Source organism: Comamonas sp. HJ-2, assembly GCF_053615495.1.
The window spans coordinates 78,546-105,182 of the sequence record NZ_JBSIFD010000003.1 but is presented as its reverse complement, the minus strand read 5'-3'; the positions used below and the strand labels follow the sequence as shown (position 1 = coordinate 105,182).

26 protein-coding genes are annotated in these 26,637 nt (G+C 62.1%); 15 read left to right on the top strand and 11 right to left on the bottom strand.

What is annotated here, in order from left to right:
• Positions 1-9: 9 nt before the first annotated feature.
• On the bottom strand, positions 10-1,053 hold the full coding sequence (locus ACWGXF_RS03945) for a Bug family tripartite tricarboxylate transporter substrate binding protein (RefSeq protein ID WP_256629153.1): 1,044 nt from the start codon (positions 1,051-1,053) through the stop codon (positions 10-12).
• 234 nt (positions 1,054-1,287) lie between these two features.
• On the opposite strand from ACWGXF_RS03945, the gene ACWGXF_RS03940 reads away from it, so the two are divergent.
• From ACWGXF_RS03940 to ACWGXF_RS03930, 3 genes are all read left to right on the top strand, one after another.
• Positions 1,288-2,010 carry a glutathione binding-like protein gene (locus ACWGXF_RS03940; RefSeq protein ID WP_054074310.1) on the top strand — a complete coding sequence of 241 codons (723 nt, stop codon included), beginning with the start codon at positions 1,288-1,290 and terminating at the stop codon, positions 2,008-2,010.
• 147 nt (positions 2,011-2,157) lie between these two features.
• Positions 2,158-3,213, top strand: a complete 1,056-nt coding sequence (locus tag ACWGXF_RS03935) for a pirin family protein (RefSeq protein WP_256629150.1) — start codon at positions 2,158-2,160, stop codon at positions 3,211-3,213.
• A gap of 157 nt (positions 3,214-3,370) precedes the next feature.
• Positions 3,371-3,856: an FKBP-type peptidyl-prolyl cis-trans isomerase gene (locus ACWGXF_RS03930; RefSeq protein ID WP_003067008.1), complete on the top strand. Its 486-nt coding sequence runs from the start codon at positions 3,371-3,373 to the stop codon at positions 3,854-3,856.
• A gap of 142 nt (positions 3,857-3,998) precedes the next feature.
• Here the strand turns inward: ACWGXF_RS03930 and ACWGXF_RS03925 are convergent, their stop codons facing one another.
• Entirely contained in the window at positions 3,999-4,916 is a 918-nt protein-coding gene (locus ACWGXF_RS03925) for a phosphoribosylaminoimidazolesuccinocarboxamide synthase (protein ID WP_003067010.1), read from the bottom strand.
• A gap of 441 nt (positions 4,917-5,357) precedes the next feature.
• On the opposite strand from ACWGXF_RS03925, the gene hpf reads away from it, so the two are divergent.
• The 3 genes from hpf to hprK all read left to right on the top strand — a co-directional run bounded on the left by hpf (position 5,358) and on the right by hprK (position 7,343).
• Positions 5,358-5,717: a ribosome hibernation-promoting factor, HPF/YfiA family gene (hpf, locus tag ACWGXF_RS03920; protein WP_003067012.1), complete on the top strand. Its 360-nt coding sequence runs from the start codon at positions 5,358-5,360 to the stop codon at positions 5,715-5,717.
• Between the two features lie 156 nt (positions 5,718-5,873).
• The gene (locus ACWGXF_RS03915; protein WP_034347954.1) at positions 5,874-6,347 is read left to right on the top strand and encodes a PTS sugar transporter subunit IIA; all 474 of its coding nucleotides are present in this window, start codon (positions 5,874-5,876) and stop codon (positions 6,345-6,347) included.
• A gap of 36 nt (positions 6,348-6,383) precedes the next feature.
• Positions 6,384-7,343: an HPr(Ser) kinase/phosphatase gene (hprK, locus tag ACWGXF_RS03910; RefSeq protein WP_003060345.1), complete on the top strand. Its 960-nt coding sequence runs from the start codon at positions 6,384-6,386 to the stop codon at positions 7,341-7,343.
• Here hprK and ACWGXF_RS03905 read toward each other — a convergent pair.
• From ACWGXF_RS03905 to fur, 3 genes are all read right to left on the bottom strand, one after another.
• On the bottom strand, positions 7,340-8,560 hold the full coding sequence (locus ACWGXF_RS03905; protein ID WP_256629145.1) for a DUF1501 domain-containing protein: 1,221 nt from the start codon (positions 8,558-8,560) through the stop codon (positions 7,340-7,342). The two genes, hprK and ACWGXF_RS03905, sit on opposite strands and share 4 nt — an antisense overlap.
• Before the next feature lie 11 nt (positions 8,561-8,571).
• On the bottom strand, positions 8,572-10,167 hold the full coding sequence (locus tag ACWGXF_RS03900; protein ID WP_256629144.1) for a DUF1800 domain-containing protein: 1,596 nt from the start codon (positions 10,165-10,167) through the stop codon (positions 8,572-8,574).
• Positions 10,168-10,330: 163 nt separating this feature from the next.
• Positions 10,331-10,756 carry a ferric iron uptake transcriptional regulator gene (gene fur / locus ACWGXF_RS03895; protein ID WP_003060349.1) on the bottom strand — a complete coding sequence of 142 codons (426 nt, stop codon included), beginning with the start codon at positions 10,754-10,756 and terminating at the stop codon, positions 10,331-10,333.
• Positions 10,757-10,902: 146 nt separating this feature from the next.
• Between fur and ACWGXF_RS03890 the strand changes: the two genes are divergently transcribed.
• The 5 genes from ACWGXF_RS03890 (at position 10,903) to ACWGXF_RS03870 (ending at position 14,220) form a co-directional block, all read left to right on the top strand.
• Positions 10,903-11,448: an outer membrane protein assembly factor BamE gene (locus tag ACWGXF_RS03890; protein ID WP_003061572.1), complete on the top strand. Its 546-nt coding sequence runs from the start codon at positions 10,903-10,905 to the stop codon at positions 11,446-11,448.
• 106 nt (positions 11,449-11,554) lie between these two features.
• The gene (gene dapB / locus ACWGXF_RS03885; RefSeq protein ID WP_054074318.1) at positions 11,555-12,388 is read left to right on the top strand and encodes a 4-hydroxy-tetrahydrodipicolinate reductase; all 834 of its coding nucleotides are present in this window, start codon (positions 11,555-11,557) and stop codon (positions 12,386-12,388) included.
• Positions 12,389-12,448: 60 nt separating this feature from the next.
• Positions 12,449-13,108, top strand: a complete 660-nt coding sequence (locus tag ACWGXF_RS03880) for a MotA/TolQ/ExbB proton channel family protein (RefSeq protein WP_452101691.1) — start codon at positions 12,449-12,451, stop codon at positions 13,106-13,108.
• A gap of 11 nt (positions 13,109-13,119) precedes the next feature.
• Positions 13,120-13,563: an ExbD/TolR family protein gene (locus ACWGXF_RS03875; protein ID WP_039050311.1), complete on the top strand. Its 444-nt coding sequence runs from the start codon at positions 13,120-13,122 to the stop codon at positions 13,561-13,563.
• Between the two features lie 279 nt (positions 13,564-13,842).
• On the top strand, positions 13,843-14,220 hold the full coding sequence (locus ACWGXF_RS03870) for an HPF/RaiA family ribosome-associated protein (RefSeq protein WP_003060358.1): 378 nt from the start codon (positions 13,843-13,845) through the stop codon (positions 14,218-14,220).
• 124 nt (positions 14,221-14,344) lie between these two features.
• Here the strand turns inward: ACWGXF_RS03870 and ACWGXF_RS03865 are convergent, their stop codons facing one another.
• Positions 14,345-15,745, bottom strand: coding sequence for an aspartate ammonia-lyase (locus tag ACWGXF_RS03865; protein WP_256629138.1), 1,401 nt, complete (start codon positions 15,743-15,745; stop codon positions 14,345-14,347).
• A 287-nt stretch (positions 15,746-16,032) separates the two neighbouring features.
• Positions 16,033-16,965, bottom strand: coding sequence for a pirin family protein (locus ACWGXF_RS03860; RefSeq protein WP_012840259.1), 933 nt, complete (start codon positions 16,963-16,965; stop codon positions 16,033-16,035).
• Positions 16,966-17,197: 232 nt separating this feature from the next.
• On the opposite strand from ACWGXF_RS03860, the gene ACWGXF_RS03855 reads away from it, so the two are divergent.
• Complete coding sequence (locus ACWGXF_RS03855; protein WP_003072434.1) at positions 17,198-17,479, top strand: hypothetical protein; 282 nt, start codon at positions 17,198-17,200, stop codon at positions 17,477-17,479.
• Between the two features lie 130 nt (positions 17,480-17,609).
• Here the strand turns inward: ACWGXF_RS03855 and ACWGXF_RS03850 are convergent, their stop codons facing one another.
• On the bottom strand, positions 17,610-18,026 hold the full coding sequence (locus tag ACWGXF_RS03850) for an OsmC family protein (protein WP_012840258.1): 417 nt from the start codon (positions 18,024-18,026) through the stop codon (positions 17,610-17,612).
• Between the two features lie 457 nt (positions 18,027-18,483).
• On the opposite strand from ACWGXF_RS03850, the gene ACWGXF_RS03845 reads away from it, so the two are divergent.
• Complete coding sequence (locus tag ACWGXF_RS03845) at positions 18,484-19,650, top strand: hypothetical protein (protein ID WP_229227780.1); 1,167 nt, start codon at positions 18,484-18,486, stop codon at positions 19,648-19,650.
• A gap of 17 nt (positions 19,651-19,667) precedes the next feature.
• Here ACWGXF_RS03845 and ACWGXF_RS03840 read toward each other — a convergent pair whose 3' ends face one another.
• The 3 genes from ACWGXF_RS03840 to tkt form a co-directional block, all read right to left on the bottom strand.
• The gene (locus ACWGXF_RS03840) at positions 19,668-21,170 is read right to left on the bottom strand and encodes a rhomboid family intramembrane serine protease (RefSeq protein WP_256629118.1); all 1,503 of its coding nucleotides are present in this window, start codon (positions 21,168-21,170) and stop codon (positions 19,668-19,670) included.
• Between the two features lie 209 nt (positions 21,171-21,379).
• A complete protein-coding gene (gene gap / locus ACWGXF_RS03835; RefSeq protein ID WP_003060372.1) occupies positions 21,380-22,378 on the bottom strand; it encodes a type I glyceraldehyde-3-phosphate dehydrogenase in 999 nt (332 codons plus the stop codon).
• A gap of 141 nt (positions 22,379-22,519) precedes the next feature.
• Positions 22,520-24,568 carry a transketolase gene (tkt, locus tag ACWGXF_RS03830; RefSeq protein ID WP_012840255.1) on the bottom strand — a complete coding sequence of 683 codons (2,049 nt, stop codon included), beginning with the start codon at positions 24,566-24,568 and terminating at the stop codon, positions 22,520-22,522.
• Positions 24,569-24,721: 153 nt separating this feature from the next.
• Here tkt and ACWGXF_RS03825 point away from each other — a divergent pair, with 153 nt between their 5' ends.
• Entirely contained in the window at positions 24,722-25,489 is a 768-nt protein-coding gene (locus ACWGXF_RS03825) for a nucleotidyltransferase family protein (RefSeq protein WP_256629115.1), read from the top strand.
• 3 nt (positions 25,490-25,492) lie between these two features.
• On the top strand, positions 25,493-26,521 hold the full coding sequence (locus ACWGXF_RS03820; protein WP_256629114.1) for a hypothetical protein: 1,029 nt from the start codon (positions 25,493-25,495) through the stop codon (positions 26,519-26,521).
• Positions 26,522-26,637: the final 116 nt, after the last annotated feature.

Here is a 26,637-nt window from a genome sequence, read left to right as displayed (position 1 = left end):
TCGCCGGCATCAGTCCGCGCGAATATTGGCGGCTCGGATGACGTCGCCGAGTTCCCGGGTTTCGGCCTGGATGAAGCTGCCGAACTGAGCCGGTGTTCCTCCCAGGGGCGTGGCACCCATATCGGCCAGCGTCTGGGTGACCGCAGGCGTGGTCAGCGCCTTGTTGAGTGCAGCGTTCAGCGTCTGGATCACGGCCTCGGGCGTTCCCTTGGGCGCTACCAGGCCCCACCATACGGTAGCTTGCACATCCACGCCCAGGGAGCGCGCAGTCGGCACCTGAGGCAGCAGGCGCGAGCCATTCTTGTTGAGCACCGCCAGTGCGCGCAGGTTGCCGCTGTTCACATGACCCGCGACTTCCAGCGGGTTGATCGCCATAAAGTCCAGACGCCCGCCCAGCAGATCCGTCACGGCGGTGGAGCCACCCTTGTAGGGAATATGGACGCCCTTGAACTGCCCGACTTTTTCCAGCAAGGCACTCGCCATATGGCCCGAACTGCCCACGCCTGCCGTGCCATAGGACAGGGCGCCGGGCTTGGCCTTGCCCGCTGCAATCAGTTCGGCCAGGCTTTTGTACGGTGACTTGGCGTTGACCACGACCACCAGTGGCGCCTCGCCGATGCGCCCTACCGGAATCAGGTCGGTCGCGGGGTCGAAGCTGAGCTTGGAGTACAGCGCCTTGTTGGTGGTCAGCGTGTTCGAGGCCGTCAGCAGCGAATAGCCATTGGGCGCGGAGCGTGCCACTGTCGCCATGCCGATATTCGTGCCGCCTCCGGGCTTGTTTTCCACCACGATGGACTGACCCAGAAACTCCGCCATGGGCGTGGTGACCAGCCTGGTCACGATGTCCACGCCTCCGGCCGGCGAATACGGCACGACGACCGTCACGGCGCGCTCCGGAAAGCCTGCGGCAGCGGTCGCACCGCTGGCCAGCATCAGCCCTGCAGCCAGCACGGTAGCGCCTAGGCTCAGCACTTGCCGCCGGCTCGGCAAAGCGCAGGCAGGCGTCTTTGCGCCGGTGAAAAAAGAATCGGGCCTCCCAGGAAGCTGATGCATGTCATATCTCCGTGTTCACTTCTTGTAGACACCCAATATCACCCGCTGAAGCGCCGTCTTCGATGAGGGAATCTGCGTACCCGCATCTGGCCATCCCAGCCATCGGCAGCGCTGCCTGCAAGGCCGCATGACAACCGTTAGGATGCTCGGGAGCTCTGTGTCGTGGCTTGCCAGGCCACGCTGCCACCCCCATGCGGGGCCGCAGAGATTACCAAAACGCTCCGAAGGAATCCCATGACGCAACCCCAAGTCCTCGCCGATTTTTCCGTGACCCGCAAATGGCCCGCGCAGCACCCCGAGCGCATCCAGCTGTATTCGCTGCCCACCCCCAACGGCGTGAAGGTATCGATTGCGCTGGAGGAAATGCAGCTGCCCTACGAGGCGCATCTGGTCAGCTTCCAGACCAATGACCAGCTCACGCCCGAGTTTGTCGGCACCTTCCCCAACAACAAGATTCCCGCCATCATCGACCCGCAAGGTCCGGGCGGAAAGCCGCTGGCGCTGTTCGAGTCGGCGGCCATCCTGATCTATCTGGCCGAGAAGAGCGGCAGCCCGCTGCTGCCCGCAGACCCCGCGGCGCGCTACGAGACGCTGCAGTGGCTGATGTTCCAGATGGGCGGCGTGGGACCCATGTTCGGCCAGGTCGGCTTCTTCCACAAGTTCGCAGGCAAGGACTTCGAGGACAAGCGCCCGCGCGACCGCTATATCAACGAGTCCAAACGCCTGCTGGGCGTGCTGGAGCAGCGCATGCAGGGCCGCGAGTGGATCATGGGCGCGCAGATCACGATTGCCGACATCGCCATCTGGCCCTGGGTGCGCAATATGGTCGACGAGAACGGCTACAACGCCGCCGAGCTGGTGGGCTGGAACGGGTTTCCAGAGCTGCAGCGCGTGCTCAAGGCCTTCATGGCCCGCCCGGCGACGCAAAAAGGTCTGAACATTCCGCCGCGCGGCTGAGCGCCGACCAGGGCAGTACGGGCTTGCCGCTGTTGCAAAAGCGGCAAGTACTGTCCCAGCGGTGATGTCTTTCAAACCCATGGGCTGGCCTTATCTTCGAGACTTAGGGCCCTGCAACTGGCAGCGGCCTCTCAAGAGGAGAACTCCATGACCACGAATCGCCAACCCATTCTGGAAAGCGCCCCCTTGGGGCCGCGCTGGCCCTGCCTGGATCCCTTTCTGTTCTGCGCTCACCACGATGACAGCTATCCGGCCAGCAACGGAAAGATGGGCGTGCAGGCCGTGGAGTTCGAGGGGCGCGAGATGGGCAGCGACTTCAGCGCCCGCAACGGCTTCTCCATGTACCACGGCGAGCCGATTCCGGGCTTTCCGGGCCACCCGCATCGCGGCTTCGAGACCGTGACCCTGGTGCGCAAGGGCCGCATCGACCATGCGGACTCGCTGGGGGCAGCCGCGCGCTTCGGCGGAGGCGATGTGCAGTGGCTCACTGCCGGCAAGGGCATCCAGCATTCGGAGATGTTCCCGCTGCTGAACAGCGACAAGCCCAATCCGCTGGAATTGTTCCAGATCTGGTTGAACCTGCCCGCCAGGAACAAGATGGTGGAGCCCCATTTCACCATGTTCTGGAACGAGCAGATCCCGCGCCTGAGCTTCAGCGATGCGGCGGGCCGCAAAACCACCGTGACCGTCGTGGCTGGTGCCCTGGACAGTGCGGACAAGGCCTTGCCGCCTCCACCCGAATCCTGGGCCTCCCAGGCCGACAGCGATGTGGCCATCTGGACGCTGGAGCTGGAGCCCGGTGCCCGCTGGACCCTGCCCAGGGCAGCCGGTGACCAAACTCACCGCATGCTCTACTTCTTCGTAGGCAAGAGCATGACTGTGGGTGGCGAAGCCGTGAGCGGACATCTGGCCATGCATGTCGACGCTCAGCGCGAGCTGGAGCTGGTCAACACCGGCGATGTTAGTGCAGAGCTGGTGCTGCTGCAGGGCAAGCCGATCGGCGAGAAGGTGGCGCAATACGGCCCCTTTGTGATGAACACGCAGGAGGAGATCATGCAGGCCATGCAGGACTACCGCCGCACCCAGTTCGGCGGCTGGCCCTGGAAGGACAGTGACCCGGTGCATGGCACCGAGAACCGCCGCTTTGCGCGCTACCCGGGAGCCGACGTCGACGAGCAGCCTCCCGTGCTGGCTGCCACCTGAAATTGCGCTGCTGGAGGCGGTTGCTCAAACGCTGCGACAATGTGCGCCTGACCGCCATGACCCATGCTGGCCGTGGCGGCTTTGTTTTGGAGCCGCTCAAACCGCTGCCTGCGATGGGCCGAATGGTGCGAGTCGCTCGTGGAATCTCCAAACTGTCATGAACATCACCAAAGACACTGCCGTCACCATCAACTACAAGATTCACGAGCTGCTCGCGGGCGGCGTGGCCGTCAAACTGCTGGACAAGGGCGATGTGGCCTATCTGCACGGCGGCTATGACAATATCTTCGCCAAGGTCGAGGCCGCTCTGGACGGCAAGCAAAAAGGCGATGTCGTGACCGTGGACCTGGCCGTGGCGGACGCCTTCGGCGAGCGCGACGAAAGCCTCAAGCGCACCATTCCCAAGGGTGAGTTCCCTGCAGGCGTGAAGGTGGGCGGCCAGCTGCGCGGCACCAACGACCAGGGCCTGCCCCAGATCTACAACGTGGTGAAGATCAAGGGCCCCGTGGTGCTGCTCGACGGCAACCACCCTCTGGCCGGCTTCGCGCTGCGCTTCAGCGCGGTGGTCAACGAGGTGCGTGCGGCCTCCGAGGAAGAAATCGCCCACAAGCATGTGCACGGTGGTCACGGCCATCACCACTAAAAACATAGCTGTCAGCGCATGCTCATAAAGTATTTCGGCATTATTTCAAGCTGAAATCCTTTGTCTGAAAGCTCAAGCTGCTATCAAAACAAAAAAGGCCCCCGGATTTTTGTCCGGGGGCCTTTTTTCAGGAATGAATCGCTCAGGCGGTCAGGCGATCCAGCGCTTCGCGGTACTTGGCCGCCGTCCTGTCGATCACTTCCTTGGGCAGGCGGGGCGCGGGAGCCTTCTTGTCCCAGGCCTTGCCGTTGACCTGGGCCTGCTCCAGCCAGTCGCGCACGAACTGCTTGTCGTAGCTGGGAGGGTTCTCGCCCTTGGCCAGTGCGTCCTCGTAGCCTTCCACGGGCCAGTAGCGCGAGCTGTCGGGGGTCAGCACCTCGTCCATCAGAACCAGGGTGCCGTCTTCGGTCAGGCCGAACTCGAACTTGGTGTCGGCAATGATCATGCCCTTGGTCAGCGCGATCTCGGCCGCTTCCTTGTAGATGCGGATGGCGGTATCGCGGATCTGGGCCGCGAGCTGCTCGCCCACCATTTCCACAGTGCGCTCGTAGGTGATGTTCTCGTCGTGGTCACCCATTTCGGCCTTGGCCGCGGGGGTGTAGATGGGCTCGGGCAGCTTGGCCGCGTTGGTCAGGCCGGCGGGCAGCTTCACGCCGCAGACCGATTGCGATTCCTGGTATTCCTTCCAGCCGCTGCCGGCCAGATAGCCGCGCACCACGGCTTCGATCAGCACGGGCTTGAGGCGCTTGACCAGCATGGAGCGGCCTTCGACCTGCTTGACTTCCTCGGGCTTGACCACGGACTCGGGCGCTTCGCCGGTCAGGTGGTTGGGGCAGATATGGCCCAGCTTGTCGAACCAGAACAGCGCCATCTGCGTCAGCAGCACGCCCTTGCCGGGGATGGGCTCGCCCATGATCACGTCAAAGGCGGACAGGCGGTCGGAGGCCACCATCAGGATGCGGTCGTCGCCCACGGCGTAGTTGTCGCGGACCTTGCCACGTGCGAGCAGGGGCAGCGAGGCAATGTTGGAGGTATGCAGGGCGGAGGGCTGGGTGGTCATGGTCGAGATAGGGCTGTCAGGCAATTCAGGCGTGCAGTCGGTCAGCAGGCGCCTGAAAGCCCAAGGGGCTGCCAGCGTCGCAGGCCCGAGAGGCGGCTGCGTAAAAACGCGATTTTAATGGCGCAGGCAGGGGTTTGGACGGTCACGGTCTTTGCCAGTGCGTGCCTGCTGCGATCGAGGCCCTGGGGCATGCCGGCGTATCCCTTGCATGCGGGCCAAAGCCACTCATTGTGGCGTCAAAACCGCCTGTCATCAAACCGACAAACAAGGCCCCTGGCGAGCCTGCGCTATCACGGTCATTTCGTTGCCTTTGGCGTGGGGCGGGCGCATAGTGGGTTCACAGCAAAGACGAATGCGCATTCCGAACTGCCAGGCTGCGGCACAGCCATCAGGCGCTGTGAAACCGCAGTGATTTCACCGAGAGCTAAGGAGTGTTTTGTTATGAATTTGACGATTAGCGGGCATCACCTGGAGGTCACTCCCTCGCTGCGCAGCTATGTCATGGCCAAGCTGGAACGCATTCTCAGGCACTTCGATCAGGTTGTGGACGTGAAGGTACTGCTCACAGTCCACAAGCAAAAGGAAAAAGACAAACGACAGCGCGCCGGTTGCACGGTGCGCGTGAAAGGGCAAGACTTGTTCGTGGAGACGCAGCATTTCGACCTCTATGCCGCCGTGGACGCCCTGGCCGATAAACTCGACCGTGTGGTGATGCGCTACAAGACTCGTCAACAAGGCCCGCGTGCCACAGCCAAGCGACTGGACTCCGGGGGCTTGCAGCTGGCGCAGGTGTCAGCTTGATGAAAGCGAGGCGCAAACCTAGCTTTTGCGCCGGTTTGTTGCAGGGCTGTCGCCTTGTTACAACGCTAAAAGCGCCGCCCTACGGGGCGGTTTTTGATGGTGATCAGGGTTTCCCCACGGTTTTCAGCGCTGCGGTGCATAATTGTTGATCACACCATGAATCGCCTAGCTTCTATCCTTCCCGCCGCTCAAGTGCTTGTGAGCGTTGATGTCACCAGCAAGAAACGCGCTTTCGAGGAAGCGGGTTTGCTCTTTGAGAGCTTGCATGGTCTGTCTCGTGCCCTGATCACCGATAGCCTGTTCGCACGCGAACGCCTGGGCTCTACCGGTCTGGGGCATGGAGTTGCCATTCCCCATGGCCGCATCAAGGGCCTGACGGCTCCCATGGCGGCCGTGTTCCAGCTGGCCAACCCCATCGGCTTCGATGCGCCCGATGAGCAGCCGGTCGGCCTGCTGATCTTTTTGCTGGTGCCCGAGGCGGCGACGCAAAAGCACCTGGAAATCCTCTCCGAGATCGCCGAGCTGCTCAGCGACAGCCAGTTGCGCGAGCGCCTGAAGTCGTCCACCGATGCGCAGCAGCTGCACGGCATGATCGACAGCTGGCAGTCCTCCATCACCTCCCAGGCCTGAGTCCTGGCCCTTCTTTTTGACTGACAGGGCCTTGCCATGAGACCCAGCGCCATCAGTGCCGACGTACTGTTCGAGGCATTTCGCAACTCCAGCCTGCGCTGGCAGTGGATAGCGGGGCTGGGCGCCTCCGAGCGCCGCTTTGACGAGATGGCCGTGCGCTCGGCCCGCTCGGGTGCCGATCTGGTGGGCTATCTCAACTACATCCACCCCTACCGTCTGCAGGTGCTGGGCGAGCGTGAAATCGCCTATCTGACCAATGCCACCTCGCAAGACTGCTTGCGCCGCATTGCCCGCATCGTCACGCTGGAGCCGCCGGTGCTGGTGCTGGCCGACGGCCAGGACGCTCCCGACGAGCTGATCTCCATGTGCGAGCGCGCGCATATCCCGCTGTTCTCCACCAAGGAGCAGTCGGCCTTTGTCATCGACGTGCTGCGTGCCTATCTGTCCAAGCATTTCGCCGATCGCATCACCATGCACGGCGTGTTCATGGATATTTTGGGCATGGGCGTGCTGATCACGGGCGAATCGGGCCTGGGCAAGAGCGAGCTGGGGCTGGAGCTGGTCACGCGCGGCAACGGTCTGGTGGCCGACGATGCGGTGGACCTGTATCGCATCAACCAGACCACGGTCGAAGGCAAATGCCCCGAGCTGCTGCAGAACCTGCTTGAAGTGCGCGGCATCGGCCTGCTCGATATTCGTGCCATCTTTGGCGAGACGGCAGTGCGTCGCAAGATGCGGCTCAAGCTCATCGTGCACCTGGTGCGCAAGGAAACCATGGAGCGCGAATACGAGCGCCTGCCCGCCGAGCCGCTGACCCAGGACGTGCTGGGCGTGCCCGTGCGCAAGGTGGTGATTCAGGTGGTGGCGGGCCGAAACATCGCCGTGCTGGTGGAAGCCGCAGTGCGCAATGCCATTTTGCAGCTGCGCGGCATCGACACTTACCAGGAATTCGTGATGCGCCACCGCCGCGCCATGGAAAGCGGCGAGTCGTTCTAGACCAGCTGCAGCCTGCCTGGCTGGGACGTCGGAAAGATCTGCTGCAGCTGCGCTGTGTTCAAGCCGTACATGCGCGCAAACAGGCCGCCGAGCAGGGAGCGGTATTCGTTGAGCACGGGGTAGTCGCGGTTCTGGAACAGCGCTTTTTCGGTGACTTCGATCTGCTCGCCCAGCACCTTGCCGCCGGCCTGGGCCGAGAGGCCGCCGCCGAGAAACCAGTAAGCCGTGCCATGGCCGTGGTCCGTGCCCTTGTTGCCGTTTTCGCGGAAGGTGCGCCCGAACTCGCTGATCACCGCCACCATGGTATGGCGCCAGGCCTCGGTTCCCATGGATTCGGCGAACGTCGCCAGGCCCTGGCTCAGGTCGCCGAGCCGGTTGGCCAGATTGCCGCTGGCGGCGCCCTGGTTGACATGGGTGTCCCAGCCTCCGATATCGACAAAGCCCAGGTCGAATTGCTCGCGCATCAGATGCGCCATGCGCTGGGCTACCAGGCTGAAGCCCTTGGCACTGATGGCATTGCGCCCGGCCTGGTCCATTTCCTCCTGCATGCTGCGCTGCACGGCACGCTGTACCGCAAAGCCTTCGCGCACCGGAGCTTCCAGTGCCGAGCCCTGGTACATGGAGGCAATGATCTGGCTGCGCTGCTCGTCCAGCGCAGACTTGCGCACGGAGGCCAGCGCCATGTTCGCCACCTGGGCGCTGCCGCGCAGGCATAGCGGCAGCTGGGCGGTGAAGGCCATGGGGCTGAGGTTGAGCCGGCTCTGGCTGTCGGCCTGCAGTACCCGGGTCAGCCGGTTCAGAAAGCCGCTCTGATAGCTTTTCCCGCCTTCCTGGGGCTGGCCCAGCTCGATCGAGTCCTGGGTTTCGAAATGGCTGCGCGAGAGGTCGTTGCTGCCCGCGAACGGCACAAAACAGGCCTGGCCCTGTTCGTACAGCGGCAGCAGACTGCTTTGCAACGCGGGATGCAGTCCCCATTGAGAGTTCAGGGCCAGAGCCCCGTCGGCCGATCCCGGGCGGGCAATGGCGATGCTGGGCCTGGCCTGATAGTAGAAGTCGCTATGGGTTGGCACCAGCAGGCTGTTGCTGTCGTAGGCGCCGCGCAGGAAGACCAGCAGAAAACGGGGCGAGCCGCTTTGCAAGGGAGCGGCCAGACCTTGGCCCAGCTGGCAGAACAGCGGCAGGGCAGCGCCGAGGCTGAGAAATTGACGTCTTTGCATGGCTGCCCTCCTTAGCGGAACATCATTTCGGGGGCGGAGAGGAAAAAGCTGTTCCAGTCCGCCGGATTCCTGGCCTGGGCCAGTGCGGCGCGTGTGGCGGCACCCAATGCCGGCACGCGAGCCTGGACGCTGCTGCGCTTGTCCAGGTCGGGATAGGGCGGCTTCTCCAGCGGCTGCTGCGGGCTGCTGCGGAACAGCAGCGCGCCGCGGCTGCCAATCTGCCTTGCCACCTCGAAGCGGGCATTCATCTGGCCGGAGCTGGACCAGTCCGACTGCGTCACGGGGTAGCCGTCGGGTGTTTCGTGGCCGTATAGCGGCTGGCCCAGCTGGTTGAGCCAGTTCTGTACCGGCCCCACATCGCTGGCCACGCGCTGGTCGTATGCCAGGCGTGTGGCGCCCAGCACATAGTGGACCGGGTCCTTGAAGCCCTGGCCGAACTGCTGAGCCTGCGGGTCGCTCAGCAGGGCCGCCAGCGTGGCGGCAATATCGCCATGGCTGCGCTCGAAGGCCTGGGCCGTGCGCTCGACCACGGGCTGGGGCGGCTTGTCGCCAAGAAAATAGACGCAGAGCTTGCGTGCTATGAAGCGCGCAGTGACGGGCGAAGCCACTATGCGGTCTACTGCCTCGTTGACCTGGGCCAGTCCGCTTTTTTCCAGCGGCCTGCCGAGCAAGACCTGGGGCGTGTAGTCGTGGCGATTGGGGTTGAATTCGAAGAAGCCATGGCGAACGTAGTCGCCCTGGCGTTCGGGGCGCATCCTGGGCGGCGGGGCATCGGCCTCGCGGGTGGAGAAGCCCACACCGGTCAGCACATGGGCCATGGCCTGCACATCGGCCTGGGTGTAGCCGCTGCCCACGCCCATGGTGTGCAGCTCCAGCAGTTCGCGCGCGTAGTTTTCATTGATGCGCCCGGCGGCATTGCTGGCATTGTCCAGATACAGCAGCATGGCCGGATGGCGCATGCTGGCCGTCAGCAGCTCGCGGAATTTGCCCAGCGCATGGGGGCGAATGGCCTGCTCCTCGTAGTCGCCCACCCACATGCGCACATCGCCCTTGCGGGTGCTGACGTTGAAGTGATTCATCCAGAACCAGGTCATTTGCTCCTGCAACTGATGGGGCGAATAAAGCGCGCGCCAGATATGGCGTTTCTGGGCTTCGCCGCCCAGCTGGTTGAGCTGGCGTTGCAGCTCGCTGCGCAGTTTGGCGGCCTCCTCGGGATCCTGGCTGTTGCGAATGGCCAGGCGCTGGTCGGCAATTTCGCGCTGGATCTGCGCCATGGGCTTCTGGCTGATGCCCAGGGCGTCGATGTGCTGCTGCACCTCGGGCGGCATGGGCGCGGAGGAGGGGCTGAGCTGAGCGGCCAGCCAGCGCTTGAGGCCTTGCTGCTGCAGCCGGGCCGCATCATGGTCGGTGGCGCCCCAGGTGACCCGGTCCAGCCATTGCTGGCTTTGCCGCGCGCTGGGCTTGTCGGGCAGGGCGCTGCTGTTCAGCGCCTGCAGAACCTCGGGGCTGGGGCGGCCCGATGAGGGGGCCAGCGGTGCGCAGGCGGTCAATGCGAGGACTGCCAGACAGAGCAGGCCCTGGACAGGTGAAAACGGTAGCAGCCGCATGAACCGGGTCTCCTCAAGCGCGGGAATGACTGCAGCATACGCAGTCCGGCTCGCGTTTGGTTTGAGGCTTGATGGAGCTATGTAAAGAAGTTCTCACCAAATGTAAAAAGGGCAAGACATCTGCATGTCCTGCCCCCTGGGTTCGCCGTCGCGTTTTGCGTTCTTACTTGGCGGCGCGTGTGGCGCATTCGGCGCACTGGCCGTAGAGCGCCATGGAGTGATCCTGGATCACCCAGCCCTTTTCCTTGGCGATCAGGTTCTGGCGCTTCTCGATCTCGGCGTCATAGAACTCCTCGACCTTGCCGCAGCTGGTGCAGACGAAGTGGTCGTGGTGCTGACCTTCGTTGAGCTCGTAGACGGCCTTGCCGCTTTCGAAGTTGCTGCGGATCAGGATGCCGGCCTGCTCGAACTGGGTCAGCACGCGGTAAACCGTGGCCAGGCCGATGTCCGAGCGCTCGTCCAGCAGCACGCGGAAAACATCTTCCGCCGTCATGTGACGCTGGGCGCCCTTCTGGAAGATTTCCAGGATCTTCAGACGCGGCAAAGTGGCTTTGAGGCCCGTGCTTTTGAGTTCATCAATATTTTTCATGTCGGCTCTCTTGGTGGACTACGGGCACATGGAAGGCTGGACTCACTTGTTTAAGGAGAAGCTTTACACGCAGATAAAGGGAATCTCCAAGTGTCTCCGGGGCCTGCCGCTACAATGAACCCGATCATATCCCTATGCCATTACCCATGCATGTTCAAGCCCGTAGCCGCGCAGGTCTGGCCCTGACGTTGGCAATCGCAGCGGCACTGGCCGGCTGCAACAGTATCGATGGCGCCGCGCACCGTGTCGCCAATGCCGTCACTCCTTACAAGGTCGATGTCGTGCAGGGCAACTTCGTGTCCAAGGAACAGGTCGAGGCCTTGCAGCCCGGCATGAGCCGCCAGCAGATTCGCGACATTCTGGGCACACCTCTCGTGACCAGCGTGTTCCACGGCGATCGCTGGGAATACGTGTTCACCATCAATCGCCCCGGTGTGGAGTCGCAGATCCGCAAGCTCACCGTCTTCTTCAATGGCGACGCCTTTGTGCGCGCCGAAGGTGACGAGATGCCTTCCGAGGCCGATTTCGTGGCCAGCCTCAAAGGCATGAAGGGCACGCCCAAGGTTCCGCAGCTGGAAGCCAGCGAAGCCCAGCTGGCCAAATATCCCGCACGCAATAACACCGAAGCTGAGCAGGCTGCGGCCAATCTGCCGCCCGCCGCCACCAGCTATCCATCGCTGGAATCGCGTTAAGCATCAGAACAGGTTGTTCCCCGCTTGCAGAAAGCGGTGGATGCTCTCTTTTTATGACGGCGTGGATGTGATCCTGCCGTCTTTCATTTGATCGAGTGATAGCGCCATGACCGCATCCACCACCCATTCCTCCACCCCTCAGCGCGTTGCTGTGGCGGGTGCCTCCGGCCGCATGGGCCATATGCTGATCGAAGCGATTCTGAACAGCAGCGACTGCGTGCTGGCTGCGGCACTGGACCGCGCCGACAGCCCTGCCATCGGCACCGATCCTTCTGCATTCCTGGGTAAGCCCAGCGGGCTGAAGATCGAAAGCGATGTGCGCGCAGCCCTGTCGAAGGCCGACTGCCTGATCGACTTCACGCGCCCCGAAGGCACGATGGAGCACCTGGCCGTCGCGGCCGATCTGGGCGTTGGCGTGGTCATCGGCACCACAGGCTTCTCGGATGAGCAAAAGGCGCAGATCGCCGAGTTTGCCCAAAAGACTTCCATCGTTTTCGCCCCCAATATGAGCGTGGGCGTGAACGTGACCTTCAAGCTGCTGGAGATGGCGGCCAAGGCCTTGCAGCAAGGCGGCTACGACATCGAGATCGTCGAAGCTCACCATAAGCACAAGGTCGACGCACCTTCTGGAACGGCCCTGAAGATGGGCGAAGTGATCGCCGAAGCCCAGGGCACCAAGCTGGCCGACCGCGCCGTGTATGAGCGCTTCGGCCACACCGGCGAGCGCAAGGCCGACACCATTGGCTTTGCCACCGTGCGCGGCGGCGATATCGTGGGCGATCACACCGTGCTGTTTGCCGGTACCGGCGAGCGCATCGAGATCGCGCACAAGTCCAGCAGCCGTGCCGGCTATGCCAACGGCAGCCTGCGCGCCGTGGCCTATCTGGCCGACAAAAAGACTGGCCAGTACGATATGTACGATGTGCTGAATCTGCGCTGACCGCGCAATTTGCAAAGGGGCCGTGACGGCCCCTTGCTATTTCTGGGAGCGAGGTGAGCGATGTCTGCAGGAATGTGGCAATGGCTGGCAGAGGGCGATGCGGTCACATGGGCGACGGCGGCCTTGATGCTGCTGATGTCCGTGCTCAGCTGGGTGGTCATCCTCTACAAGCTCTGGTTTATGGCCGTAGCGCGCCGCAGCGTGCCGCAGGCCGTGGCTGCGTTCTGGCAGATGCCCGATCTGGTCCAGGCTATGGCGCAGGTCAAGGCGCTGGATAGACAGGGGCTGGTGCAGGCCATGGCCGATGCCGTGGCGCAGGGCGGAGCGGCAGTGCAAGGCTCTCTGGCACAAAGCGCGGCGCAGGGGCAGCGGCTGTTGCGCAGCCTGCGTGAGGCTCTGGGTCAGGCATCGACCCAGTTGCAATGGGGTCAGACCTTGCTCGCCACCATTGGTGCAACGGCACCGTTTGTGGGCCTGTTGGGTACGGTCTGGGGCATTCACCATGCATTGGGAACGCTGGCGGGCAGCGGTCAGGTCGATATCGCTCAGCTTGCCGGGCCTGTGGGTGAAGCCCTGGTCATGACGGCCGCTGGTCTGGCTGTCGCTTTGCCTGCTGTGCTGGCCTATAACCTGCTCGGGCGTTCGGTCAGCCAGCTGGAGGCTGTGCTGGAGGGGTTTGCCCATGATCTGCATGCCCAGTTCGGAGTGGATGCTTCATAAAGGATGGCGTCATGGCATTCGGTCGCATGAGCCGCCGTCAGGGGGCGGAAACTCCGATCAACACCATCAATGTCACGCCGCTGGTGGATGTGATGCTGGTGCTGGTGGTGATCTTCATTCTGGCTGCTCCCATGCTGGCTGCCACCTTGCGCGTGCAACTGCCCAAGGCGCAAACAGCAGTGCAGCAGACTGCCGTGAGCAAGAGCGATGCCTTGATGGTGGAGGTCAGCCCCACCGGCGAAATCTGGATTCAGGGGGGCGTGGCGGACGATGCGGCAGTGCAGCAGCAACTGGAAGAGCTGGGGCGGCGCAATCCTCAGGCCGAGGTGCAGTTGCGTGCCGACACCAGCGTTCCCTATGGTCGCGTGGTGCAGGTCATGGGCTGGGCCCACGCAGCAGGCCTGACGCGCATCGGCTTTGTCGCGGAGCCTGAATCGAAGGCTGGCATTAACTGACGGCCCGAGGCGTAAAAACGCTTACTTTTTGCAAATTACCGGTCGGCACTTTTTGCTTTGGCTCAAGGGCAAAGCTCATAGAACCTACCCTTGTTGCTATCTCTTTCAAATCCGGGAGAAGCTGCCTCCACAATGGTCAAAGCCCCTGTCCTTTGCTGGCGTAACAAGCCCCGATGGGCAGAACAAGGTTCTGGCGTTACGATGTTTTCGCCTGCCTTTATGGCACCCCTACAGATTTCGCCGCAGCGGTTGCGGCATTTGGTGACTAGGAGGATTTGCATGCAAGTACAGGTTCATGCCGACGATTCCATCCAGGGTGGAGAGTCTCTGGCTCAATGGGCGCAGGAGGAGATCAATGCCAAGCTGGCCCGCCTGAAGGAGTATGTGGTGCGTGTGGAGGTCTTCCTCACGGGCGTTGATGCCCTCAAGACCACGGGCGGCCCAGGCAAACGCTGTGTGCTCGAAACCCGGGCCACAGGTCGCCCCCCCATCGCAGTGAATGCGGAAGCCGAAAAGGTCAAGGAGGCCTTCAGCGCAGCGATTGAAAAGCTCAAACGCGCGGTGGAGACCGATCTTGGCAAGCTCAAGGACAAAAATCTGCGTGAAAGCGTGCGCGGCGTGGATGACCCCAGTGACGAGAATGCCGCAGTGGCTTGAATATGAAGCGTTTTTGGCTTCCTGCCCTTTGAATATAGGCATACCAAGCTATTAAAAGCATATCAACCCAAAAGGGCATGTTCATGGCGAACATGCCCTTTTGCATTGTCGATAAAGAGTGCGCTTATGCAGCGGTCAATGCGCCGGCCTGGGTCAGCTTGTCGGCGACCAGCAGCTTGTTCATTTCGGTCCGGCTCATGATGCCCAGTTCTTCCGCCACCACGGCAATCTGCTTGCCGTTGGCAATGGCGGTCTTGGCAATTTTGGCGGCCTTTTCGTAGCCGATCAGAGGGTTCAGCGCCGTCACCAGCGTCACCGACTCGGCAATGCGGGAATCCAGCAGCGCTTCATTGGCCACAATGCCTTCCACGCAGTTGACTTGCAGCGTCTTGCAGGCGTTGCTCAGGTGGCTGAGGCTTTTATGCAGAGCCCAGGCCATCAGCGGCTCGAAGGCGTTGAGCTGCAACTGGCCGGCTTCCACGGCCATGGTGATGGCGGCATCGTTACCTATCACTTCAAAGCAGACCTGGTTCATTACCTCGGGAATCACGGGATTCACCTTGCCGGGCATGATGGATGAGCCGGCCTGGCGCGCCGGCAGCTTGATGTCTGCCACTCCTGCTTGAGGGCCCGAGGAGAGCAGGCGCAGGTCATTGCTGATCTTGGAGAGCTTGACTGCAACACGCTTCAAGATGCCGGAAATGTCGGCAAAGGCGCCGGTATCTCCCGTGGCGGCGATCAGATCGCCGGCTTTGACGACGGGGACGCCCGAAATTTCAGCCAAGGCCTTGGTCACGGCTCCGGCGTAGCCTACGGGAGCGTTGATGCCGGTGCCGATGGCCGTGCCACCCATGTTCACCTCGGTCATCAGATAGGCGGATTCGCGCAGACGCTTTTCATCGTCGGCGATCATGGCAGCAAAAGCGGAAAACTCCTGGCCCAAAGTCATGGGCACGGCATCTTGTAATTGTGTGCGGCCGATTTTCAGGATATGGGTGAATTCGCCGGCCTTGGCTTCGAAAGCAGAGCGCAACTCGGCCAGGGCGATCAGCAGCTTCTGGATGCCAGCGTAGGTGGCAAGCTTGACGGCTGTGGGGTAGGAGTCGTTGGTGGACTGCGAAGCATTGACATGATCATTGGGGTGGATCACGTCGTAAGTGCCTTTGGGCAATCCCAGGTGCTCGAGTGCACGGTTGGCGATCACCTCATTGGCGTTCATATTCGTGGAGGTGCCGGCGCCGCCCTGGATCACATCGACTACAAACTGCTCGTGCAGCTGGCCGGAAATCAGATCATCGCAGGCTTGGGAGATAGCGGTGGCTTGTTTGAGATTGATGGCGCCAAACTGCAGATTGGCCTGGGCCGCTGCCTTTTTGACAAAGGCAAACGCGCGGATCAGCTCGGGCATGTGCGCGACCGAGTGACCGGTGATGGGGAAGTTCTCCACTGCGCGTGCGGAATGAACACCCCAATACGCGTCGGGAGGGATGGTTTTGATGCCAATGAAGTCATGTTCTTGACGCATTGATCGGCTTTCTTTGCAAAGTTGAGTTGGGCAGGACGTGGCAACGCCCCGGACGAAAAGCGGCGGTCGCATTCTCGTGGCCAGGGCGTTGGCTCGATTATGAAAGCTTGGCGTGCATGAGTCCAAACGTTTCATGCATAACGTCTGGCTTGCCTTCCCTTGAAGAGAGTGTGTTGCCTCTAAAAGCTTTCAAAATTCATCAAAAACTTGCAAAGATGCTTTTATTTTTCTTTTTGAGAAATTCAATTCGCACCAAATTGGTGCGAATTGAATAAGCGCCGGCAGGATTATCTGGAGGCGCGCAGGCTGACGCCAGCCAGTGAGGGAGAGTGCAACGACTTCAGAGGCGAAGCCACGGGCTTGCCAAAACGGCGTGGCTGGCCGTTGACGAGCTCCGCATCGGTGGCCGCCTCTGCCTCCCATTGCTGCTGGGCCTGTTGCATTTCTTCGGTGGTGCGGGCCACAAAGTTCCACCACAGCAAGATGGCCTCATCCATGGGTTCGCCTCCGATGATGATGAGGCGGCTGCCGGGCGTGCATTCCAGCTGCACTTCCTGCGTGCCCACGGGCAGGTAGATCAGCTCCTGCGAGGGCAACACCTGGCCTTCAACCTTCACCTCGCCTGACAGGCTCATCACCGCATGCTCGAAGTCGGCGCGCAGCGGCATGGTGGCGCACGCTTGGCCAGCCGTGCCGCAGGCCAGAAGGTCCACGCCCATCAGCGGGGAGTGGACTTCTGCGGGGGCCGCCAGACCGAGGGCTTCACCGGCCAGCACGGTCACGGCAAAGTCGCCGATCTCGGTCCTGGGCAGGTCGGGGTAATGCTGGAAGCGGGGCGCGATATGGCGATGGCTGTCGGGCAAGGCAATCCACAACTGGGCTGCATGCACGCCCAGTGTCTGGGCTTCTTCGGAGTGGGCAATGCCGTGGCCGGCCGTCATCAGATTGACCTGGCCGGGGCGGATGATCTGCTCGCTGCCCAGGCTGTCGCGGTGCAGTACCTCGCCCTCGATCATCCAGGTGAAAGTCTGCAGGCCGATGTGAGGATGGGGCCCGACCTGCATGCCGGGTGGAGGGGGGACGGCCGGGCCGGCGTGGTCGAGGAAGCACCAGGCCCCTACTTTGCGCAGCGCGGCCTGAGGAATGGCTCGGTGGATGGGGATGCCGCCGACATCGGCTATACGGGTGGGCAGACGTTGTAAGTTCTTTGATTCACTCATGACAAATCCTGACGGCGAGGGGATTCGAGTGTCAGGGATATGCGGTATTCGCGCAATCAGACGGCAGAATGCAGCAACGCCTTGCACGCAGTTACATCACTGTGAGGATTCAGCCAATAGGCTGACACGGGCTCCGCCAGGAGTCGGCTAAGTTAAGGCGTAGGCCGCTAGCAGTGGCTTTCACGTTGTGCAATTCGTGCGCAGCGACCTAACAACTGCAGGAGGAATAAACATGAACGAACACAGCACTCAAGGCAACCAGATCTCGGCAGTCGAGATCCAGCTGTATCCCGAGCACTTTGCCGCTCGCGTCACAGGCAAGGTGGAGCATCGTGTCGGAGATGGTCCGTCCGAGCAGATTCCCATGGGCATAGAGATGAAGGTCGATACCGCCATCGCCAGCTACGTGCTGTCCTGGGTCGATCCAGAGGACCAGCAGCCCGAAACCGCATCTCTGGCCAAACGCGAGTTCGAACACTATGTGGAAGTGGGTGCGCTGGAAGTGACGGTGTAATCAAGTTACACACAACAGCGACCAAAGCCCTGCCGGTGACTGCAGGGCTTTTTTTATCGCCAGGCAGTTCCCAAGATGAAGGCGGCCCTCCCTAAGGAGGCGAGTACCACGCGGTGGGGGCGTGAGGTGTTCATGCCTGCGCGGCTTCGGTCAAGGCGGTGGGGATGGAAACCTTGCCTTCCAGCAGCTTGTGGACGGGGCAGGCATTGGCAATCTGCAGCAGGCGCTGGCGCTGCTCGTCGTCCAGCTCGCCATGCAAGGTGATGCTGCGCGTGATCTGGTTGGCGTCCGCGGGCTTGCCTTCGGGGTTCAGCTGCAGATCCACATCGACATGGCTTAGCGGCCACTGCTTGCGACCCGCATACATATGCAGGGTGATGGCCGTGCAGGCTCCCAGGGCCGAGAGCATGAGCTGCATGGGGTTGGGCGCGGTGTCGGCGCCGCCATCATTCACGGGTTCATCGGCATGCCAGACATGGCCTTGGGCATCGGTCAGAGTGATGCGGTACGGGGTGGGGCTGCTTTGTGCGTGTGCGCTGTGAATCATTCGCTGCTTCTCCATAAAACCTGGGCCACTTTAAGCGCTCCCTGCAATCCTTGCAGTCATATCCGTTATCGATTCAAGGCGGTTTGGCCAGCCAGCACGGCTGCAAAAGCGTTTGCGGGGTTTCTGGCAAGCGAAAAAAGCAATATGCCGGCTGTTTATCGGTATTTGGATTCAGGGCGAATTTCTACCGCAGAATTCCGCAATGACCCGATTTCAAAGAAAAGTCGGGCAATACCAGAGCGGATTAGGTCACTGCAAGCGGGCTTGCAGATGATTCATCAAACCGAGAGTGGGAGAGCAGACATTGAATTCGATACGTGGTGTTCACCAAAAAGGTGATTCTTCCGAGTGGAAAATCCCTCCGTTCTGGCAAAAGCTCAATAGCTTTTTTCTGTTTCCTCTGCAGACCGAACCTTTGCTCTATGCATTGCTGTTGTCGGCATGCAGTTATGGCTTGATGTTCGGGTGGATTGGAGTCTTGTTTGTGGGCCTGGGCTTGATGCTGGCAGTCAGCCGTTATGCATTCAAGGTTTCGGCACTCGCCTCGCGTGGAATTACTCATAGCTCCGATTTCCGGTCCAGTCAGGTCGATGAGGACTGGAAATGGCTGCCCTGGAAATTCTTCGGGGTACTCGTCGTTTTCGGAATATTTGTGGGCTTTATGGCGACCCGCAGCCTGACCTTGGGCGTGATTGCCAATCTGTTGGTGGCCTTCCTGATTCCTGCCACCTGGATGGTGCTGATCAATACCAATAGCCTGAGCTCGGCCGTTAATCCCTTCGAGCTGCTGGCCACGATTATCGGTATCGGCAAGTCCTATCTGCTGCTGTGCTTTTTCCTGTTTCTGCTGCAGCAGGGCTCGCCCATGGTTCTGGCGATGCTGCTCAAGGTTGCGGCGCCCGGATTGGTGCTGCCCCTGGTGAGCTTTGTGATGATTTATTTCAGCTGGGTGATGGCGGCCATGATCGGCTATGTCATGTACCAGCATCATGCCGCTCTGGATATCGATCCCGTGCAGGCACCCGAGGGGCCTGCGACCGTGCAGATCGACCCTGCGGCCCTGGAAGCCAGGCGTCGCGATGCGCTGGTGGCCAGGCTGGTGCAGGACAACAAGATGGACGAGGCTGTGAACCAGGCGCGCGAATGGCAGCGGGAGGACTATGAGAGCCTGCCCGATTGCCGCCGTTACTTCCGGGTGCTCAAGCTGACCGAACGCGCGGATGCTCTGGCGGAGCTGGGCCAGCGTTTCATTCCCATGTTGCTCGCCCAGCAGCGCGCCAGCGAGGCCCTGGAAGCCTGGGTGAGCTGCGTCAAGCGCAAGCCGGACTTCAAGCCCGACTCGGCCCAGCTCAGTTACGAGTTGGCACAGCAGGCCTGGAAGGCCGGCAAGCCCAGGTATGTGTTGATCCTGGCCAAGGATTTTGAGAAGCGCTTTGCCGGCAGCACTCTGATCCCGCCCATGCTGGAGCTGGTGGTGCGCGCCTACAAGCAGGGCGTGGAGCAGCCCATGCAGGGGGTGGCCGTTTACATGCGCATGAAGCAGCTCTTTCCCGAGCACGAGAGCACCAAGGAGGCGCAGTGGGTGCTGCGTGATGAGCTGCAGGAGCTGGAGGCCAAGACCTGAGCGCGGCAAGGCGTTGGCTAGCGCTGTTGTGCCAGCCAGCGCGTGAGAGCTTCCTCAGGAGCCGATTGCTGCAGCGCAGGCAGCCAGGCTTTGGCATCCTGCACACGCCCGGCCTGGGCCATACCGTTGACCAGCAGCAGCAAGCTTGCCGGCCATTGGGGATGGTCCGCCAGCTTGTGCAGGGAGCGGCAGAGCTTTTCGGCCTCGGGCAGGGCTCCCAGGCGCACGAAGCTGCGCACCAGTCCATGCATGGTGTCGGCGCTCATGCGCATGCCGGGCTGTGCGCGCTGCTGATAGCTGCGATAGCTGGCCAGCTGCAGCTGGCGTTCGGCGTCCGTGGTGGCCGGCAGCTTGAAGATGCGTCGCGCCGCAGCATGAAAGTCTTCGCTGGCGGGTTGATGGCGCGAGCTTTCAAACCAGGCCCGCAGAATGGCCGGGTCCGAGGGGGCCAGGCGTGCTGCTTCACGCCAGGCCGGAGCGGCGCGGCCAAATTCCAGCGCATCGGTATGGCGCTGGGCGCGGGCCACGGCTTCGGCCAGCGGCCGGGCGGCGGCGAGGGCCTGCTCTTCTTCGTTGACTGGCGTCGCGACGGTCTGCAGACGCATATAGCTCCACATCAGCAGGGCGCCCGTCAGCAGACCGCCAAAGTGCGCCATATAGGCCACCTGCTTGCCGCCCAGCAGATGCTGCAGCAGCTCCACGCCCATCCAGACCGGCAGCATGATCAGGGCCGGCCAGCGCGCGTAGTTGAAGTAGAACAGCAGCATGTAGAAGAAGCGGATGCGGCGCATGCGGTACATCACCGCATACATGGCCATGAGGGCCGAAATCGCACCCGATGCCCCCAGGCCGTAACCGCCCATGCCGGCATAGAACATCAGCGCGAACAGCGAGGCGCCGATGCCGCCGATCACGTAGAAGGCCAGATAGGTGAAGGCACCCAAAGCCAGCTCCAGGGTGAAGCCGAACAGAAACAGAAACACCATATTGCCCAGCAGATGGCTGGTGCTGCCATGCAGAAAGATGGAGGTGAAGGCCTGCAGGGGCTGCCAGCCGGCGCCATTCTCATAGCTCATGGACCAGCGCTCGGTAAAGCTGCCGCGCGGCTCGTGGGGCGCGAAGGCGGCACGTGCAGCCTGCCACTGCGCATGGCGTGGGTGGCTGGCGGTGATGACCTGGCCGTCCAGCAGGCGCTGGCGGAATTTCTTCTCCTCCCACAGCAGCGCATAGAGCTGGGCATAGGCCTTGTGCTGATAGAGCTTTCGCACGGCCTGCAGCGTGTGCTGGTCGAAGCGCTTGCTGCCCTGGGCGGATTGCTCCTCCAAATAGGCCAGAAACGGTGGCAGCTCCAGCGTCGGCAAAGCGGTCTGGGCATATTGCTGGGCCGCTTTTTCCACGGCCTGTTCCTCGGGCGCCTGCCAGCCCCAGAAGATCACGCAGTTGATGATGATGAGCAGCACCGTCATCCAGGGCGGTGAGCGCCAGGAAGGCTTGTTCTCAAGAGGAATCGCAATAAACATGGCGGCCTTGTCCGAGGAAGTGGCCGCGCTTCATGCTCTTGGGCGTTGGTGGCGGCTGCGTGTTACAAATGTATCCGAGACATGCTCCGGCCGGCTCCGGTCTTGCGGGACGAAAAAAAGCCAGCATGGCGTCCCATACTGGCTTTTTGATAGCTGTCAGCGCTTATCTGATAAGCGATTGAGCCTATTTTTGCATGTAATCGTGAAGATTACTTGGCCACCACGCGCACCATTTCCAGGCACTTGTTGGAATAGCCCCACTCGTTGTCATACCAGGACACGACCTTCACAAAGGTCTTGTCCAGGGCGATACCGGCTTCGGCATCGAACACGGAGGTGCAGGTCTCGCCGCGGAAGTCGGTGGCGACGACCTTGTCTTCGGTGTAACCCAGCACGCCCTTCAGAGCACCTTGGGACTGGGCCTTCATTTCGGCGCAGATTTCTTCGTAGGTGGCTTCGCTGTTCAGCTCCACGGTCAGGTCGACCACGGACACGTCAGACGTTGGCACGCGGAAGGACATGCCGGTCAGCTTCTTGTTCAGCTCGGGGATCACCACGCCCACGGCCTTGGCAGCGCCAGTGCTGGAGGGGATGATGTTTTCCAGAATGCCGCGGCCACCGCGCCAGTCCTTGTTGGAAGGGCCGTCCACGGTCTTTTGCGTGGCGGTCGCTGCGTGCACGGTGGTCATCAGGCCGCGCTTGATGCCCCACTTGTCGTTCAGCACCTTGGCCACGGGAGCCAGGCAGTTGGTGGTGCACGAAGCATTGGAGATGATGGCTTCGCCCTTGTAAGTGCCGTGGTTCACGCCGAACACGAACATGGGGGTGTCGTCCTTGGAAGGAGCGGACAGGATGACCTTCTTGGCGCCTGCGTCGATGTGCTTCTGGGCGGTTTCCTTGGTCAGGAACAGGCCGGTGGACTCGATCACGATGTCGGCGCCGACTTCGTTCCACTTCAGGTTGGCGGGATCGCGCTCTTGGGTCAGGCGGATCTTCTTGCCGTTGACGACCAGGGTGTTGCCTTCGACAGAAACTTCACCGTCGAAGCGACCGTGCACGCTGTCGTACTTCAGCATGTAAGCCAGATAGTCGGGCTCCAGCAGGTCGTTGATGCCGACGATTTCGATGTCGGAGAAGTTTTGCACTGCGGAGCGCAGCACGTTGCGGCCAATGCGGCCGAAGCCGTTGATACCAACCTTGATCGTCATAGTTGCCTCGTAGATAGTGAGTAATGAAAAACCGGAGCGGATTGTGCCCGGACTCGGCACCCTGGGCCTGGTCCGGATGGCTGAGGACTGCGGGTGAGCAAACTTCAGCCGGAAAAAAGGGGCACGAGGCCCCTTTTGCGCTTACTTGCCAGCGTTCTGCAGGGCGACCTGCACGGTGTCGGCCACATTCTCGGCGGTGAAGCCGAAGTGCTTGAACAGCACACCTGCGGGAGCGGACTCACCGTAGGTGTCGATACCGACCACGGCGGCGCAGCCGTACTTCCACCAGAAGTCGGTCACGCCCATTTCCACGGCGATGCGGGGCAGGCCGGCGGGCAGCACGGCCTTCTTGTACTTCACATCCTGCTTGTCGAAGGTCGTGGTGCTGGGCATGGAGACCACGCGCACGGCGATCTTGCGTTCGGCCAGCTGCTTCTGGGCAGCCAGAGCCAGCTGCACTTCGGAGCCGGTGGCGATGATCACGGCCTGGGCCTTCTTGCCCTTCAGGCCCACATCCTTGGGCTCGGAGAGCACGTAGGCGCCGCAGGCGATGTTGTCCAGCGCGTCTTCGCTCTTGGGCGAGTAAGCCAGATTCTGGCGGCTCAGCAGCATGGCTGTGGGCTTGTTCTTCTGGCTCAGGGCCACGGTCCAGGCCACGGCGGTTTCCGTGGTGTCGGCGGGGCGCCACACGTCCAGACCGGGGATCAGGCGCAGGGAGGCTGCGTGCTCGATGGACTGGTGGGTCGGGCCGTCTTCGCCCAGGCCGATGGAGTCGTGCGTGAAGACGTGGATCACGCGCTGCTTCATCAGCGCGGCCATGCGGATGGCGTTGCGGCTGTAGTCGGAGAAGGTCAGGAAGGTGCCGCCGTAGGGGATGAAGCCGCCATGCAGCGCCACACCGTTCATGATGGCGGCCATGCCGAACTCGCGCACACCGTAGTTGATGTGGCGGCCGATCTGGCCTTCTTCGGTCTTGACCACGGCACCCTTGTCGTCCACGCGGAAAGAGGGGGTGGACTTGGTGTTGGTCAGGTTGGAGCCGGTCAGGTCGGCAGAGCCGCCCAGCAGCTCGGGCAGAGCGGCTGTCAGGCCTTCCAGAGCCAGCTGGCTGGCCTTGCGGCTGGCCACGGTGGCGCCGGCGTCATGGGCGTCGGAGGCGATCTTGGCGGCGATTTCACCGAAGTTGGCGGGCAGATCGCCAGCCATGCGGCGCGTGAACTCGGCAGCTTGCTCGGGGAAGGCGGCGGTGTAGGCTGCGAACTTTTCGTTCCAGGCAGCTTCGGCCTTGGTACCCAGATCCTTGGCGTTCCAGTCGGTGTAGACCTCGGCAGGGATCTCGAAGGGGCCATGAGTCCAGCCCAGAGCAGCGCGGGTCAGTGCGATTTCTTCGGCACCCAGAGGTTCGCCGTGGGCCTTGGCCGTGTCCTGGCGGTTGGGCGAGCCTTTGCCGATATGGGTCTTGCAGCAGATCAGTGTGGGCTTGTCGGCGCTCTTCTTGGCGGCGGCGATGGCCTTGTCCAGGGCGTCCACGTTGTGGCCGTCCACGGCGCGGATCACGTTCCAGCCGTAGGCTTCGAAACGCTCGGGCGTGTTGTCGATGAACCAGGGGGCAACCTTGCCGTCGATGGAGATGCCGTTGTCGTCGTACAGAGCGATCAGCTTGTTCAGCTTCCAGGCACCGGCCAGCGCGGCGGCTTCATGCGAGATGCCTTCCATCAGGCAGCCATCGCCCAGGAACACATAAGTGTGGTGGTCGACGATCTCGTGCTTGTCCTTGTTGAACTCGGCAGCCAGCAGCTTTTCAGCCAGTGCGAAGCCCACGGCATTGGTGATGCCCTGGCCCAGAGGGCCGGTGGTGGTTTCCACGCCGACAGTGATGCCCACTTCGGGGTGGCCGGCAGTCTTGCTGTGCAACTGGCGGAAGTTCTTCAGCTCTTCGATGGGCAGGTCGTAGCCGCTCAGGTGCAGCAGCGCATAGATCAGCATGGAGCCGTGACCGTTCGACAGAATGAAGCGGTCGCGATTGGCCCAGTGAGGGTTCACGGGGTTGTGCTGGAGGTGGCGGCTCCACAGCGCTACGGCCATGTCGGCCATGCCCATGGGGGCACCGGGGTGGCCGGAATTGGCTTGTTGAACGGCATCCATTGCGAGTGCACGGATTGCATTCGCCATATTTTGAGTGTTGGCCATCAGGGCGCTCCGAAAAGGAGGGGTAATTCTGCTAAGCCCGTCATTTTAATGGAGGCCCAATTTTCGCAGGCGGGATGCGGGTCAATGCTCTACAGTGCAACCCCAGAAACAGGTGTCTTGCGCACCTCAAACCGTGTTGAAAAGCTGATTGCAATGACTGTAGAAAACGCTGCTTCCCTCCTGGTGCAACCCCCTGCAATGCTGCTGGCCGCAGGCCGGGGCGAGCGCATGCGGCCGCTGACCGATATCACGCCCAAGCCGTTGCTCAAGGTGCAGGGCGTGCCGCTGCTGCAGCTGCACCTGCAGGCGCTGCTGGCTGCCGGCGTGGCGCGGGCCGTCATCAATACCGGCTGGCTGGGGATGCAGATTCCCGCGTATTTCGGCGATGAATTCGTGCCGCAGCCCGATGCGGGTGCGAGCGCGAAGCTATCGCTTTCCTATTCGGCGGAACCCGAGAAAGCCTTTGAAACCGCGGGCGGAATCAGCCGCGCCCTGCCGCAGCTGGGCCGGGTTTTCTGGCTGGCCGCAGGCGATGTCTATGCGCCGGATTTCTGCTTTGCGGTGCAGGATGCCCAGGCGTTTGCGCACAGCGATGAACTGGCCCATCTGTGGCTGGTGCCCAATCCTGCACACAATCCGCGTGGCGACTTTGGTCTGAGCGAGGACGGCAAGGCGCTGGATCTGCCTGCCGACGACGAACGCCCGCGCTATACCTACAGCACGATTGCGCTCTTGAAAGCCGAGCTGTTTGCAGCACCGTGGTTCGATGTGCAGCCCGGAAACCCCGAAGGCCTGCGCGCCCCGCTGGCCCCGCTGCTGCGCCGCGCCATGCAGGACCGCCGCGTGGGGGCCTCGCTCTACACCGGTCGCTGGGTCGATGTGGGCACGCCCGAGCGACTGGCCCAGCTCAATCAGGGCTGAGACATGAGCGCACGCAGCATCGACTGGCAAGGCCCGCACATCGTCCACGCCTGCACTGCGCAGGCTGGCTGGGGCCAGTTGCTGCTGCTGACCGGGGACGGCGGCTTGCATGCGTTGAAGCTGCCAAGCGGCCGGAGCCAGCAACTGGCGCAGCTGGATTTGCCAGAGCCGACACCGCCTGCGCCGCAGTGGCCGCATGGCTTCAAGGTGCATTGCGCGCTCAGTGGCGACTATGCGGTGATTGCAGATGATGGAGGCACATTTGGCGTGCTGGTGAATTTGCGTACGGGCGAGCGCGTCATGCAGCTTTTTGGGGGCGACTACCACCCCAGAACCGTGCCTTTTTCCATCGCATTTGTCCAGCACCAGGGCCGCGATGTGCTGATTCACCGCACGCAGTGGAACCGGCTCGATGCCATGGATTGCGCGACGGGCGAGAACCTGACCGAGCGCGATGGGCTGGCGTTCGAGCAGCCGCACTATCTGGATTATTTTCATGGCCGTCTTCTGCCCAGCCCTTCGCAGCAATGGTTGCTGGACGACGGCTGGGTTTGGGCACCCGTGGGCATTCCCGCCGTGTGGTCGCTGCCCGCCTGGCTGGATGGCAATCGCTGGGAGTCCGAGGACGGCCCCTCGCGCAAGCGGCTGGCGCAGGGCGAGGGCTGGGATCTGCCCTGCGTGTGGCTGGATGACTCGCGCGTCGCGATCTGGAACGTCGGCAACTGGGATGACGATGGCTTTGGCGACTGCCTGCATGCGCCGGGCGTGGTGATCTTCGATATCCATGCGCCTGTGCCCGAGGAAGGCCATGCGGGCCAGCTCTGGCCCATGCCCGGCCTGCCGCCTGCCCGACATCTGCACTGCGTGAGCGGTCGCTTGCTGGTGGTGGGCGAAGGGCAGGGCTGGCTATGGGATGTGCCAACCCGCGAGCTGCTTTGTCACTGGCCGGATTTCGCGCCCCAAGGCTGGCATGCGCAGCGTGGCGAGCTGATCGAGTGGTCGGCGCAGCAGATCAAAATACTTATCCCATGAATTACCTTGAAAACCATGGCGACAAAGAGCTAGAAGCTATGAGTTGAGGAGCTTCTCTGTGGATTGCACGAATGCTTGTCATGGCAAGCGTCTGCTATGCTTTTTAATTTTCTGAC